The sequence below is a fragment of the Pseudovibrio exalbescens DSM 16456 genome, from assembly GCF_000422785.1.
In the GTDB taxonomy this organism is placed as follows: domain Bacteria; phylum Pseudomonadota; class Alphaproteobacteria; order Rhizobiales; family Stappiaceae; genus Pseudovibrio; species Pseudovibrio exalbescens.
In genome coordinates this window covers 279479-293703 of the sequence record NZ_KE383919.1, presented here as the reverse complement: position 1 = coordinate 293703, position 14225 = coordinate 279479, and the positions used below count along the sequence as shown (strand labels likewise).

Annotated in this window: 12 protein-coding genes; 3 read left to right on the top strand and 9 right to left on the bottom strand. The window is 56.8% G+C overall.

The window, feature by feature from the left end; translation table 11 throughout:
- From G512_RS22880 to G512_RS0118215, 8 genes are all read right to left on the bottom strand, one after another.
- Positions 1 to 207: hypothetical protein (locus G512_RS22880; protein WP_208975065.1), on the bottom strand; the 207-nt coding region annotated here is incomplete at its 3' end.
- The gene (gene argE, locus G512_RS0118245) at positions 191 to 1336 is read right to left on the bottom strand and encodes an acetylornithine deacetylase (protein WP_028482950.1); all 1146 of its coding nucleotides are present in this window, start codon (positions 1334 to 1336) and stop codon (positions 191 to 193) included. The genes G512_RS22880 and argE, both read right to left, overlap by 17 nt.
- An 83-nt stretch (positions 1337 to 1419) precedes the next feature.
- Positions 1420 to 2316, bottom strand: coding sequence for an ROK family protein (locus G512_RS0118240; RefSeq protein ID WP_028482949.1), 897 nt, complete (start codon positions 2314 to 2316; stop codon positions 1420 to 1422).
- A 402-nt stretch (positions 2317 to 2718) separates the two neighbouring features.
- Entirely contained in the window at positions 2719 to 4368 is a 1650-nt protein-coding gene (locus tag G512_RS0118235) for an ABC transporter ATP-binding protein (RefSeq protein WP_028482948.1), read from the bottom strand.
- Positions 4368 to 5225: an ABC transporter permease gene (locus G512_RS0118230; protein WP_028482947.1), complete on the bottom strand. Its 858-nt coding sequence runs from the start codon at positions 5223 to 5225 to the stop codon at positions 4368 to 4370. The genes G512_RS0118235 and G512_RS0118230 overlap by 1 nt, the downstream gene beginning before the upstream one ends.
- A gap of 2 nt (positions 5226 to 5227) precedes the next feature.
- Positions 5228 to 6175 (bottom strand): ABC transporter permease, encoded by a 948-nt coding sequence (locus G512_RS0118225; RefSeq protein ID WP_028482946.1) that lies wholly within the window; start codon positions 6173 to 6175, stop codon positions 5228 to 5230.
- 171 nt (positions 6176 to 6346) lie between these two features.
- Positions 6347 to 7855, bottom strand: coding sequence for an ABC transporter substrate-binding protein (locus G512_RS0118220; RefSeq protein ID WP_051269612.1), 1509 nt, complete (start codon positions 7853 to 7855; stop codon positions 6347 to 6349).
- A gap of 39 nt (positions 7856 to 7894) precedes the next feature.
- On the bottom strand, positions 7895 to 9163 hold the full coding sequence (locus G512_RS0118215) for an acetylornithine deacetylase/succinyl-diaminopimelate desuccinylase family protein (protein WP_028482944.1): 1269 nt from the start codon (positions 9161 to 9163) through the stop codon (positions 7895 to 7897).
- A 197-nt stretch (positions 9164 to 9360) separates the two neighbouring features.
- Here G512_RS0118215 and G512_RS0118210 point away from each other — a divergent pair, with 197 nt between their 5' ends.
- The 3 genes from G512_RS0118210 to G512_RS0118200 all read left to right on the top strand — a co-directional run bounded on the left by G512_RS0118210 (position 9361) and on the right by G512_RS0118200 (position 13265).
- Positions 9361 to 10773, top strand: a complete 1413-nt coding sequence (locus G512_RS0118210; RefSeq protein ID WP_036490227.1) for a mannose-1-phosphate guanylyltransferase/mannose-6-phosphate isomerase — start codon at positions 9361 to 9363, stop codon at positions 10771 to 10773.
- Between the two features lie 74 nt (positions 10774 to 10847).
- Positions 10848 to 12347: a phosphomannomutase/phosphoglucomutase gene (locus G512_RS0118205; RefSeq protein WP_028482942.1), complete on the top strand. Its 1500-nt coding sequence runs from the start codon at positions 10848 to 10850 to the stop codon at positions 12345 to 12347.
- Positions 12348 to 12530: 183 nt separating this feature from the next.
- Positions 12531 to 13265, top strand: a complete 735-nt coding sequence (locus tag G512_RS0118200; RefSeq protein WP_208975064.1) for a DUF6030 family protein — start codon at positions 12531 to 12533, stop codon at positions 13263 to 13265.
- Here the strand turns inward: G512_RS0118200 and G512_RS0118195 are convergent.
- Positions 13262 to 14185: a pirin family protein gene (locus G512_RS0118195; RefSeq protein ID WP_028482940.1), complete on the bottom strand. Its 924-nt coding sequence runs from the start codon at positions 14183 to 14185 to the stop codon at positions 13262 to 13264. The two genes, G512_RS0118200 and G512_RS0118195, sit on opposite strands and share 4 nt — an antisense overlap.
- Positions 14186 to 14225: the final 40 nt, after the last annotated feature.

The following is a 14225-nucleotide window of genomic DNA, read 5'->3' as shown; positions in this document are numbered from 1 at the left end:
ACGCGCGACCACCCTGCCCACTGGCGTCATGCCGGACAAGCCTAGCGCAGACCCGGAATCCAGTGCGAGGTGAGCGAGCCCTATTCTCCCCACGGGTGTCATGCCGGACAAGGGGAGCGCAGCGAGCCGCTGATCCGGTATCCAGAGCCAACGGGCACAGGGCAGGGGCTTGATGCCTTGGGTTACGCCGCTAGCAGGCAGTTTCAATCAGTTGGTCAAGGAAGCGACCGCATTTTTCCAGTTCGGAAATCCGGACAAACTCGTCAGGCTTGTGGGCCTGCTCGATGGAGCCGGGCCCGACAACCACTGTTGGCACGCCCAACATGGTCTGGAACAACCCGCCTTCGGTACCATAGGCCACCTTGGCAATGTCATTGCGTCCGGCAAGGCGTTTGGCCAAACTGGTAACAGGAGCATCCTCAGCCGTGTCCAGACCCGGAATCTCCGAATAGGGAATGAACTCGATATTCGCCTCCGGATGGGTCTGCCGCATTTCCGGCAGCAGCTCTTCCATGGCGTAGCGCTTGATCTCCTCAACGCAAGCCGCAAGGCTTTCTCGAGGCAAAACGCGGAACTCGAACATCAGTTCGCAGTGGTCCGGCACAATGTTCAGTGCTGTCCCGCCGCGCAACACACCGGTGTGAGCAGTAGAAAACGGCAGATCAAACAAATCGTCCCGCGGCCCATCGGCAAGTGCGCGCGCCATTTCCTCGATCTTCGTGACAAACCGCGCCGCATAATGCACCGCATTCACGCCATGTGGCGCGAGCGACGAATGGCAGGACAGCCCTGTAAATTCAACCCGGTAAGATGCTTTGGACTTGTGCGCCAGCACCACCTGCATGTCCGTTGGTTCGCCGACGAAGCAGGCCTCGGCCGGAACGCCCTTGTCCTTCAGCTCCTGCAACAGCGCACGCACACCAATGCAACCGACTTCCTCGTCATGTGAAAACGCGATGTGGAGTGGTTTTTTCAGTGGCGCTTTTACCATTTCCGGCACCTTTGCCAGACAACAGGCCAGAAAACCCTTCATGTCGCAGGCTCCGCGACCAAACAGTTTGCCGTCCCGTTCTGTCAGCGTGAACGGGTCCTGCGTCCAGTCCTGACCGTCCACGGGCACCACGTCCGTATGCCCGGACAGAATGTAACCCGCCTGATCCTGCGGCCCAATGGTAACGAACAGGTTGGCCTTTTCTCCCGTTTCATCAAATACCTTGAAGGGCGCCAGACCATGGCTTTTGAGATAAGCCTCCACCCAGTCGATCAACGGCAGGTTGGAACGGGCGCTTACGGTGTCGAAACTGACAAGTTTGGAAAGGATTTCTTGAGTATTCATAGGTTGTTATCCATTAAGACCGGCAGGGCTGGGGTCCTGCCGGGGCGTCGGGGCGGCAAGGGAAGGGCTTGCCGGGTTTGCAATCAGTCATTCCACAGCCACGCGGCGCCGCGAACGCCGGAGCTGTCGCCGTGTTTGGCCTTGCGGATGGGAACGTCGTATCCATCCGAAAAGATGTAGGGTCGCATGGCACTTGGCAAGTCCTCGTAGAGCTCGTCCAGATTAGACATTCCGCCACCCAGCACGAAGCAATCCGGGTCCAGAAAGTTGGCAACCATGGCCATGGCTCGGCCCAAACGACTTACGTAGCGGTCATAGGTCCCACGAGCCTGCGCATCCCCGTTGCGCATCAGCGCCACGATTTCCTTCCCCTTCAGCTTCGTCCCAGTGGTGTTTTCGTAATCCCATTGAAAGCCGGTTCCCGAGCACAGGAGATCAATTGGACTGTGCTGGCCCGTCCAGTTGGTTGGTCCGGGGTGCTCTTCTGGCCGCAGCCACGGCACCGAGGTGCTGCCCCATTCTCCGGCGATGCCATTGGCGCCGCGAACGGGCTTGCCGTTGATGGCGATTCCCGAGCCACAGCCCGTTCCGATGATGATGGCATGAACGATGCCAAAGCCGGCACCTGCGCCATCCGTGGCTTCCGAGACGGCCAGACAGTTTGCGTCGTTTTGAATGCGCACGGGCCGCGCCAGCGCTTGCTCCAGATCCTTGTCCAACGGCTTGCCATTCATCCAGGTCGAGTTGGCATTCTTGACCAGACCGGAAGACGGCGAGATCGAGCCAGGAATCCCAAGTCCGACAGAGCCGCGTTGCCCTGTTGCTTCCTCCGCCGCGGAAACCAGCCCGACCACCGCGTCGATACAGCCGCAATAATCGTCCCTCGGCGTGTCGACCCGTTTGCGGAACAGTTCCTCACCGTGATCGGACAGAGCGATGATTTCGATTTTTGTGCCACCCCAATCAAGTCCAAGTCTCATGGCCTGATGTCGCTCCCTGTTTGTTGGAGGCCCATCTCCTCCAAGTCGGCCATGAGGATATACGGGCAGCTGCGTGTTTCAATCACTCTACTGAAACAATCTGAGGTTTTGATCGAATTTCAAACAATATTTGATCTGCACCCGTTCCCTAGAAACACCGCTGCGCATGTATCGGGCTGTTGAAGGACCTTCTGCAGTAACGAGCGCAAAACATACGCGTTTCGTGCAAGCGAACGCAAAACGAACGCACGTGTGCGGCCAGCCGTTGTGCTGCATTGCAGATCCGTGGTGTCTTGTCGGATATCTGCGCAACTCGGGGCTGGTTATGGCGCTGCACGTGAGGGGGATAACTGCAGCGCGGCTGTCATTTCGGCGGTGGGTAACGAGGCGGAGGGAGCAGGGCTACCCTCTCTGGCGCACACTCTTGTTCTTGACCTCGGCCTTGTAACGGCGTTTCAGCGTCTCGTTCAGATCGGGCGCGGCAGCCACCAGCATGCGCGTGTAGGGGTGTTTGGGATGCTTGAACACCTGTTCTGTGGTGCCTTCCTCCACAATCCGCCCGCCGTTCATCACGATGACCCGATCCGTGATGGCCTGTACAACGGACAAATCGTGGCTGATGAACAGATAGGCTACACCCAGCCGGTCTCTTAAATCTGCAAGCAAATCAAGGATTTGAGCGCGTATGGATACATCGAGAGCCGACACCGGTTCGTCGGCAACAATCAGCTTGGGTTCAGTCACCAGTGCACGAGCAATGGCGATACGCTGGCGCTGCCCACCGGAAAACTCGTGCGGATACTTGTGACAGTCCCGCGCTTTCAGGCCAACGGATTCCAGCGCCTGTATCACGCGGTCGCGGCGCTCTTGGGGGCCGATTTCACCGCGCAGTAGGTGAAGTGGCTCAGCAACAGTCGTTTCGATGGTATGGCGCGGGTCGAAACTGCCGTAAGGGTCTTGAAAAACCGCCTGAATTCCGCGTTTCAGGGTTTTGCTTTCCTTGTGCGACAGCGTAAAGGGGTTCCGCCCAAGAAAGCTGATCACACCGGAACTGGGCTTCTCCAAACCCAAAACCGTGCGGGCCAGGGTGGACTTGCCGCATCCGCTTTCGCCCACCAGCCCGACAGATTCATGGGGCAGGATGCGCAGAGCGACATGGTTTACCGCCGTGTGGTACTGGCGTTTTTCAAAAAACGAGCGTTTGGGCAGGGGGTAGGTGCGCACCAGGTTTTCCACGCTCAGCAGCGGCGAGCTGTTTGCGTCGATGGATCGCTGCCGGGTCTTGGGAATGTGACTGGATGCCTCGACAAGCTCGCGGGAGTAGGGGTGCGACAGGGTGCGGAACAACTGGCCTGTCGGGCCGTGTTCAACGATCTGCCCATCCTTCATGATAGCCACGCGGTCCGCCATGTCTGCCACTACGGCAAGGTCATGGCTGATCAACAGAAGGGCCATCTGGTCCTTGCGCACAATGTCCTTCAAAAGCGCGAGAATCTGCGCCTGAATGGTCACATCCAGGGCTGTCGTCGGCTCGTCGGCAATCAGGAACTTGGGTTTGCAGGCGATCGCCATGGCAATGACGACCCTTTGCCGCTGACCGCCGGAAAGCTGGTGCGGGAACCGGTCCATCATCTGGTTGTCGCTTGGCAGGCCTACACGGCTCAGCACCTTGCGGGTGCGTTCCAGAGCGCGCTCCCGTGTCATCTTAAAGTGCCACAACAGGCCCTCACTGACCTGATCACCTATGGTTTTTGTTGGGTTCAGGGCGGTCATGGGCTCCTGAAAGACCATGGAAATGGAGCGGCCGCGAATGCGGCTCATGGTGCGCTCCCCTGCGTCAATCAACTCCTGTTTCTTGAAGCGGATCGAACCGCTTTGGGATGCGCCATCCGGCAGCAACTGCATGGACGCCAAGGCACTCATGGACTTGCCGGACCCGCTCTCCCCAACCAGTCCCAGAATCTCTCCCTTGGCGATGGACAGGTTCACCCTGTCGATGATGGGGGTCCCGTGAATGGACAGGCTCAGGTCTTTCATGGTGAACAGCGCCATCAGCGGATCCTCCGACGAAGTTTGGGATCCAGCAGGTCACGCAATCCATCCCCTAAAAGGTTGAAACCCAACACGCTTATGACAATAGCCAGCCCCGGATACAGGGCCAGTTGGGGGGCAAATGCCATCATCGTCTGGGATTCATTGAGCATGCGCCCCCAACTCGCCAGCGGAGGCTGAGGGCCGAGCCCGAGGTAAGACAGGCCGGCCTCCGCGAGAATGCCGAGCGATAACTGGATTGTTGCTTGAACGATCAGCAGATTGGCGATGTTGGGTAGAATGTGTTCCAGCGTGATGCGCAGGCCGCTCTTGCCTGACAATCGCGCGGCCAGCAGAAAATCGCGTCCCGCGAGCGCCAGAGCGCCGCCACGGGCAACCCGTGCGAAAACCGGAATGTTGAAGATCCCGATCGCAATGACTGCATTAACGGCGCCCGGACCCAACAGGGCCGTGATGAGAATGGCCGACAGAATGGCAGGAAACGCGAAAATCAGATCGTTTACGCGCATCACGACCTCTTCCACCAACCCGCGCCGCGTCGCTGCAATCAATCCCAGAGGAACACCAAACAACAGCCCGATTCCGACAGCGATCAACGCCACGATGATCGACGTGCGTGCACCCACCATCAGCATGGAAAGAATATCGCGCCCATATTGGTCCGTGCCCAGTAGGTGGCTCCAACTCGCCGGTTGCAGGCGGTCGGCGACATTCAGGTTGTCGATGGCATATGGTGTCCAGAACAGGCTGACCAGGCCCGCGAGCAGGATCAGCGTTGCAAGACATGCTCCGATCAGAAACGAGCGGCTTTTCCAGGCCCGGCGAAATGGATGTATGGGTGTGTCAAAGGTGTCCATACTTATCGCCCCCGCCGCAATCTTGGATCGACAGCCGCATAGGCCAGATCCACGATAAAGGTGATCGCAACCACCAGGGCCACAAGTACCATGACACCACTTTTCACGGTCATCAGGTCGCGCTGGGTTATGGCTTGAAAAATCAGACGCCCAAGTCCTGGTAAGTAAAACACGTTTTCGATGATCACCGTGCCGGCAATCAGGAATGAAAACTGCAGGCCGAGAATGGTCAGTACGGGGATCAACGCGTTGCGTACCCCATGGCGCCACAGTGTGACGCGGGCAGACAAGCCCTTCGCGCGCGCCGTACGGATGTAATCCTCGCTCATCACGTCAATGAGGGCGGAGCGCATGACCCGCGCCAGAATGGCCGCTTGGGGCAGCGCAAGCGCGATGGCAGGCAGGATGAGCGCTTGCAGAGCCGTAAAAAAGCCCGCATCCCATCCTGGAAAACCTCCGGAGGGTACCAGACGTAGCACGATGGCGAAAACATAAACCAGAAGGATCGCAAACCAGAAATTTGGAATGGCAATCCCAATCTGGGTCAGGCCCATGATACCAGTGTCCAGCGCACGCCCGCGAAAACGAGCTGCCATAATGCCAATGGGAAAGGCCAATGCCGTTGAAAGGGTCAGTGCAATGACAGCCAACGGCAGGCTCACCCATGCGCGCTCTGCCAAGAGTTCGGCTACTGGCACGTCATAGGTATAGCTGATACCGAAGTCGCCGCGGAACATGCCTGTAACCCATTCGAGGTAACGGGTCAGGGCCGGGGCATTCAGCCCCAATTCCGCCCGCAGGGCTTCAAGTGTATCCGGCTGTGCGTTGATGCCCAGCATCACCTGAGCCGGGTCACCGGGCAGTACTTCAAGCACTACGAAAACGACTATGCTTGCCGCCAAGAGTGTCAGTGTCAGGCCTAAAAGGCGCAGCACTCCGTAGGAGAACATGGGCAAACCATCGGCTTGAGGATCACGAACCGGCACGGGTACGATCACTAACCGCACCCTCACTGGCGTTGGAGGTATCCCATACGATGCCAAGATGCAATTTTCGCTGGCGTGTCGTGGGGATAAGGCCAGACGCACGCGATTTTTGGCACGTGCGTCTGCAAGGCTGTGTCAGTTCTTCCAATGCACTTTGGTAATGTCGTTGGCCTGAATAGGGGCATTCTCCCACAGCCCCTCAAGCTCGGCATTCCAGACACCTGTTTTGCCCAGTTGGAACAGGAAGACATTGACCGCATCAGCCGTAATCATTTCCTGCGCTTGTCGCATGAGGTCGTATCGTTTTTCCTTGTCCGTTTCCGCATTCAACGCAGAGATCAACTCTTTGAACTCCGGATTGTCGTAGTTGAAGTAGTAATCGTCGCGGGCGTAGATGCCGATGTCCATGGGCTCGGTATGGGAGACGATGGTGAAGTCATAGTTCTTTTCACGGAACACTTCGGTCAGCCATTGCGCCCATTCGAGCGGAACGATTTCCAGTTCAATGCCCACTTTTTGCAAGTCGGAACGGATCAACTCGCCGCCGCGACGGGCATACTGAGGGGGCGGCAGTTTGAGTGTCGCGGTGAAACCATCAGCAAACCCGGCTTCTGCGAGCAACTCCTTGGCCTTGTCAGGGTCAAACGGATAGGTTCCCGTAAGATCCGTGTAGGCTGGATGATGCGGAGCAAAGTGCGAACCGATTGGCGTACCACGTCCGAACATGGCTCCTTCAATCAATGCCTGCTTGTTGATCGCGTGCGAAATGGCCTGACGGACCAAAGCATTGGCCAAGGGGCCGTTGGCATTGTTCATGGCCAGAATGGTTTCGCCTTCAGTCGAGCCAACCGATACGGTGAAGCGTGGATCAGTTTCAAACTGCATCAGCGTTTCTGGAGCTGGGAAGTTGGGAAACGCATCCACATCTCCAGACATCATGGCGGCAAAAGCGGCATTGGGGTCCGCGATGATCTTGAACTGTGCCGCTTCCAAGGCCGCAGGCTCTCCCCAATAATCCTCAAAACGCTTGAGGCTGATTTCCTGCCCCTTGACCCAACGATCAAACGCGAACGGACCTGTGCCAACCGGTTGGGTCTTGTTGCTGTCGGCAGATTCCGGCGCAACGATCACCGCATCTCCCCAGCCCAGATTGAACAGGAAGCCGCCAACAGGGCGAGAAAGGACGACCTGAACCGTGTCAGGGGCCACCACTTCTACGCTCTCGATCGCTTCAAACAGTGGCTTTTGAGCGTTTGTGCTGTCAGCCGAACGGGCACGGTCCAGCGAAAACTTGACGTCTTCTGCGTTAAAGTCGGTCCCGTCGTGAAAGCGAACATCGTCTTGAAGCCGGAAGGTATATGTCAATCCATCCTCGGAAATCTCCCAGGATTTGGCCAGAGCCGGCAGTACTTCGCCGTTGGGACCGATGCGCGTCAGGCCCTCGAAAACATTGGCGTAGGTGACTTCGTCAATGGCCGCAGCGGCGCCTGCTGTCGGGTCAAGGTGCGGGGGTTCAAGAACAATCCCCAGAGAAACGTCCGTTTTTGTCTGCGCTGCCGATAGGGTTGCGCCAGCAAGGCCCATCGCAAGGGCAGTGCCTATTGCAAGCTTCGTGAAAGCCCGCAAGGTCTTGTGCGTGTTCATGTCCCCTCCTTGTCCTGCGGTTCCAAGCTGCAGCCCGCCTCAGGGGGCCAAAAGCAAACCGTGTAATGCATGCGCCATGACCTTGGCGCTGTCCATCATGTCTTCTATGACCACGAACTCGTCGGGTCTGTGGGCCATTTCCAATAGGCCCGGTCCATAGGCAATGCAATCGTGCAAATGCCCCAGCCGGGCAATGTGCTTCTGGTCATAGGTGCCCGGCGAGATGACCATTTCGGCAGGTCTTGAAAGCACCTGTTCGATGCCCTCTGCGACTGCTTTTACCACCGGTGCGTCTTTTTCCGTCATGGTTGGGATGACTTCAAGTAGGTCTTTGATCGTGTATCGAAAGTTTTCCCGTTCTTTGCTGAGATCTTCGAGTAGTGACACGACCTCCGCTTTCACCTCTGCAAGGTTTTCTTCGATCAGGTATCGCCGATCCAGCACGATCCGACAGCTGTCGGGTACACATGGCGAAGGCAGACCCTCATACGTTTCTGGCTGGCCACCATGAATGGAGTTGATATTGAGGGTGGATTGGCGTGCGCCTTCCGGAACAACAGGCATTTCAGTGCGCTTTGTAGCCAACTTGGGATAAAGGCGTTTTTCCAAGGCTTCGAGAAAGGCGCCCATGTGGCGAACCGCGCAATCACCCAGAAACGGCATGGACCCATGGGCGATGGAGCCATGGGTTTCCACTTCTCCCCACCAGACCCCGCGATGACCCAGACAGATCCTGTCCTTGTGCAAAGGTTCCGGGATGATGACGTGGTTCACCCGCGGTTTGGAAAAAAGCCCCTTCGCCGCCAAATAGGCCACCCCTCCCAAACCGCCGGACTCCTCGTCGACCGTGCCGGAAATCTCGATGGCGCCGGGAAAATCCGGGACACACTCCAAGAAAGCTTCCACCGCGATGATAGAGGCAGCAAGACCGCCTTTCATGTCACAGGCACCACGACCATACACTCGACCGTCACGAACCACACCGGAAAATGGATCCATGCTCCAGCCATCTCCGGCCTCCACGACGTCGATATGCGAGTTGAAATGGACACACACACCGGGCACCCGGCCTTCACGCCGTGCCACCACGTTCATGCGCGGATATCGATCCGAGTCTCCGGGCGTATCTTCGCCACGAATGTACTGAACGGAAAAACCGCGGCTGGCCAAACGTTCCCCAATGTATTGCGCACACGGCGCATAGGCCTCGCCGGGTGGGTTGATGGTGGGAAAGCGGATCAGGTCTTGTGTCAAGCTGACAAGATCCTCCCGTTTGCCAGAAATGCGATTGGCCAAGTCCCCCAACATGCCCATACCTCCGTAAAATAACTTATTCATCTTGCCGCAGACGGAGAAAGATGGAAAGACTGACTCTGCGTTGTTTGAGATGCCCTAGAAAAAACGAAATAATGCAGTTAGTTAAGTTTATTGAGACTGTTGAAGACACGCTAGGGACGTGGCTTTGACAGCTAATCGGTTTGATTGATGATCGGATTGACGCGGGTATGACAGCTATTATTCCAGCAATTTTGTCGGGTGGATTCGGATCTCGTCTGTGGCCCTTGTCGCGGCGTGCCCGGCCCAAGCAATTTCTGCCGTTGTTCGATGGTGAAAGTCTGTTTCAAAAAACTTGCAAACGAACTACCGGGGCGCAGTTCGAAGCCCCGATGGTCATTTCCAATCAGGACCACCGGTTTCTGATCGGCGAGCAATTGCAAGAGCTTGGTATGACGGCTCAATCCATCCTGCTGGAACCTGTGGGGCGCAACACGGCAGCCCCGGCTGCGTTGGCTGCACAGGTGGCTCTGGCACAGGATGCAGATGCGCTTGTGCTGCTGTTGCCGTCCGATCATATGATTGCTGATGAGAAGGCATTTCAACAGGCCGTCGAAACGGCCACTCCGGTTGCTGCTGCAGGTCACATTGTAACATTCGGAATAAAGCCCGACCTTGCGCATACCGGCTATGGATATATTAAATTTGTCCCCGCCGACGAAGCCGTGCTGTCCGTGGATCAGTTCGTTGAAAAGCCAAGCAAGCAACGGGCGGAACAGTTTCTGGAAGAAGGTACCTACCTATGGAATGCGGGCATTTTCATGTTCAGTGCCAAGGCAATGCGCGACAGTTTCCTGCGCCACGCACCGGAGATCTGGCAGGGGGTTGAGGTAGCGCGCATCAAGGCGCGCCAGGACCTGGACTTCCTGCGCTTGGACCCGCAGGCCTTTGAACAAGTCCCGAATATATCGCTCGATTATGCAATCATGGAAAAACAGGCGGGCATCTGTTGCGTTCCCATGGACCCGCAGTGGAACGATCTTGGTTCATGGCGGGCCATTTGGGAAACAATGCCCAAGGATGATGCGGGCAATACAGCCCTTAGTGAAGCCATTTTTGAAAACAGTACGGACTGTTTGGTGTACTCGGAAGATGCCTTGGTGAGCGTGCTGGGCCTTCAGGATGTAATAGTGGTGAACACCAAAGACGTCCTTTTGGTTGCAGCCAAGGATCAGGCCGAGGCTGTCAAGACCATTGTTGCCGAGTTGGATCGCGAAGGGCGCCCCGAAACGGTCCAGCACCGGCGCGCCTATCGACCATGGGGTTGGACCGAGGAAATCGCGCGAGGCGAGCGGTTTCGTGTCCAGTCCATGATGATCAAGCCGGGGCAGGGATTGACCATGCAACGCCATATCCACCGCGCCGAGCACTGGGTGGTGATGAGTGGAACCCTGGAAGTTTCCGTCAATGGCGAGACAAAATACGTAACGGAAAATGAATCCGTTTTCGTGCCCCTGGGGGCACCGCACAAACTGAAAAACCCCGGAATGATCGAGGTCCGTATGATCGAGGTTCAATCTGGCGCGGTTATTCATGACGAAGATATTTTGAGAGAGCCTGCCGAGGATGAAAACCGTGACTAGGGATCATCCGGCATGAAAAGCGTCACAAGAGGCTGCTAGACCCTTAGCAAACTCACTTCATACGAGGAGCTTAAATGTTCGAGAAACCTGCTGCCCAGTTGACCCCGAACACCTATGAGTTTGAAACAACCCCGCTGGTGAAACCTACCGGTTTCCGCGAATACGACGCGCGGTGGTTGTTTGAAAAAGAAATCAACCTGATGGGTATTCAGGCGCTGGGCATGGGATTGGGAACACTGGTTCATGAACTGGGTGTTCGCCCTGAAATCGTGACCGGCCACGATTTCCGTGGCTATTCCGCTTCCATCAAGATGGCATTGATCAATGGCCTTCTGGCTGCTGGCATGAAGGTGCATGACATTGGGTTGGCCATGTCGCCCATGGCCTATTTTGCACAGTTTGATCTGGATGTGCCGTGTGTGGCCATGGTTACCGCGTCTCACAATGACAACGGCTGGACCGGGGTGAAGATGGGGGCGAACCGCCCGTTGACATTCGGCCCGGATGAAATGGGACGACTGCGCGATATCGTGTTGGCCGGTGACTTCAAGACACCTGGCGGGGGGGCCTACCAGTTCCACACCGGCTTTGCTGAGCGTTACATCGCCGATCTGACAGATCGACCCAAGATGAAGCGCCCGATCAAGGCGGTTGTCGCCTGCGGGAACGGCACGGCAGGAGCGTTTGCGCCAAAGATCCTTGAAGCTCTGGGCGTTGATGTGATCCCGCTGGATTGTGATCTCGACCATACGTTTCCGAACTACAACCCTAACCCTGAAGACATGAAGATGCTGCATGCCATTCGGGACAAGGTGTTGGAAACAGGCGCAGAAGTAGGCCTGGGCTTTGATGGCGATGGCGACCGATGCGGGATCGTGGACAATGAGGGCGAAGAAATCTTCGCGGATAAGGTTGGCGTGATGCTGGCGCGCGATCTGTCTGCTCTGCATGACAATGCGCAATTTGTCGTGGATGTAAAATCAACGGGACTTTTCAACACTGATCCCGTGCTGCAGGCCAATGGCGCAAAAACTGATTATTTCAAAACCGGTCACTCCTATATCAAACGCCGTGTTACCGACCTGAACGCGCTCGCCGGCTTTGAAAAATCTGGCCACTACTTCTTCAACGCTCCTATTGGTCGTGGCTATGACGATGGGCTGGTATCTGCCATTGCCGTACTGGATATGATGGATCGGAACCCGGAGAAAACGGTTGCTGATCTTCGTCGTGCCCTTCCGAAAACATGGGGTTCACCAACAATGGCCCCCAAATGTTCGGATGAAGAAAAATATGCAGTCGTCGACAAGGTTGTCGAACGTTTCACGCGCATGAAGGAAGCAGGCGAACAAGTCGCTGGTCAGGCCATTGCCGAACTGATTACAGTCAACGGTGTTCGTGTGGTTGCCGAAGATGGAACATGGGGCTTGGTGCGCGCGTCCTCCAACAAGCCGGAACTGGTCGTCGTGGTTGAAAGCCCGGTTTCAGAGCAACGGCTGCGGGACATGTTCAAGGCCATTGATACGGTGTTGCGCGAAAACCCGGAGGTCGGCGAATACAATCAGACCCTGTAACGGGGTGTGACAAACGTCGCCAGATGAAAGCGCCGCCTCCGGACATCGGTGGCGGCGTTTTGCGTGGGAGGAACCGTGCGTCGGGGATCGGGCGGCAGACAACATAAAAGTGACGGTGTGCAGTGGACAAGGGCTCCGGTCAAATCTGGGTGGCCCCATATCGGTCTTCGTTTTCTGGCGGCAATGGCTTTGGCTGCGTGTGTTGTCGCTGCCTATATCGCCGTCATCGTTCCCGGTGCCTTTGAGACCGTCTGGAGCAATCTGCATAGATCATTTTCTCATGCTGAGGTTCAACCAGCAGGCAACACCAGCCCCCTGTCACGATTGCTGCAGAACCGGCAGTTGGCCCAGCCACAAGAGTTTCGCCGCCTGCTTCAACCAAACCCAGAAGAAGTGTGCAAGCGCTTCGGAAGGGAAGGCTTTGAAAACAAGGGATGGCGGCCCGTTACGTTGGGATCGGGGTATGGATGCAACAGCGATGCGCTTCAAATCAACAGGGCCCCGGTAGAAACAAGGCTCGAGGAAACCGGCACATCCGGATCCAACAATAGCGCGGAGGTGTTCTTCAGTGCCCGCGGTCAAGGCGCGGCTGACCTTGACTTGGTGCGTTTTCAGGTTACGGCCCACGACGAGAGACTGATCCGGCTTGCATCGCAGACTGTTCTGGTCGCGTTGAACAACGTCCTTTCCGACCTCGGGACCCAGATTCCGAAGGCGGCTGAACAGGCTTTTCTAAGCGGCGAGGCTTTGGACCGCGAGTTCGGTCAGATTCACTGGCGCATCCTTGTCTTGCCCAGGCCGTTGAAAACAACGGCTTCAACACAAGAGCAGGAGCGGGCGCCCATGCAACGTCATCTGATCCTGTCGCCGGTAGGGGAACGCTATCAACGTTCCCCGTTGTTTCCAAAGGGTCTTTAGCTGAGACCAGGCAAGGGAATGAAGTCTTCGGCATCACCCGGAACGCTATCGAAACGCTTGGAACGCCAATCCTCCTTGGCTTGCTCGATCCGTTCCTTGGAAGAGGATACGAAGTTCCACCAGATATGGCGAGGCCCGTCCATTGGTTCGCCGCCAAACAGCATGAGGCGCGCATCGTCGAGAGCCGTGACTGTCAGCGTGTCCCCCGCACGCAAGACCAACAGTTGTCCCGGCTCGAAAACATCGCCGTTGATTTCAATGCGGCCTTGAAGTGTATAAAGCGCCCGCTCTGGATGGGTGGGGTCAACCGGTAGCAAGGCACCTGCTGTCAGGCTGATGTCGGCGTAAAGGGTCTCACTTGCGGTTCGAACCGGGGAAGATTGGCCATAAAGCGACCCGGCAATCAAGCGAACCCGTTTGCTTTCATCTGTCAGGACAGGCATTTCTCCCGAACCGTAATGTTCGAAAGCGGGCGCCGTCTCCTCCATTGTCTTGGGCAAGGCGACCCAGCTCTGGATGCCGAACAGGCGGCGAGGTGTCCCGCGCAGTTCCGGGCGTTCACGCTCTGAGTGAACGATGCCCTGACCAGCAGTCATCCAGTTGAGTTCTTCAGGCTTTATGAGCATGTCACTGCCCAAACTGTCTCGGTGATAAACCTCACCCTCCAAAAGGTAGGTGACGGTTGAAAGGCCGATGTGGGGATGAGGGCGCACATCGATGCCTCCTCCCTGCAAAAACTCCGCGGGTCCCATTTGATCCCAGAATATGAAGGGACCAATCATCTGGCGCTGGCGAGAGGGTAGGGCACGGCGCACTTCGAAATTGCCAATGTCGTGGGCTCTTGGCACGATGACTTGCTCAATGGCGTTGATGCTGCTCTCATCGCCTGGAATTGGGTCGGGCTGGTTTGGCAAGGTCATGGCTTTGGTTTCCCTCTAATGCCGCAGGCAGGGCGGCGTT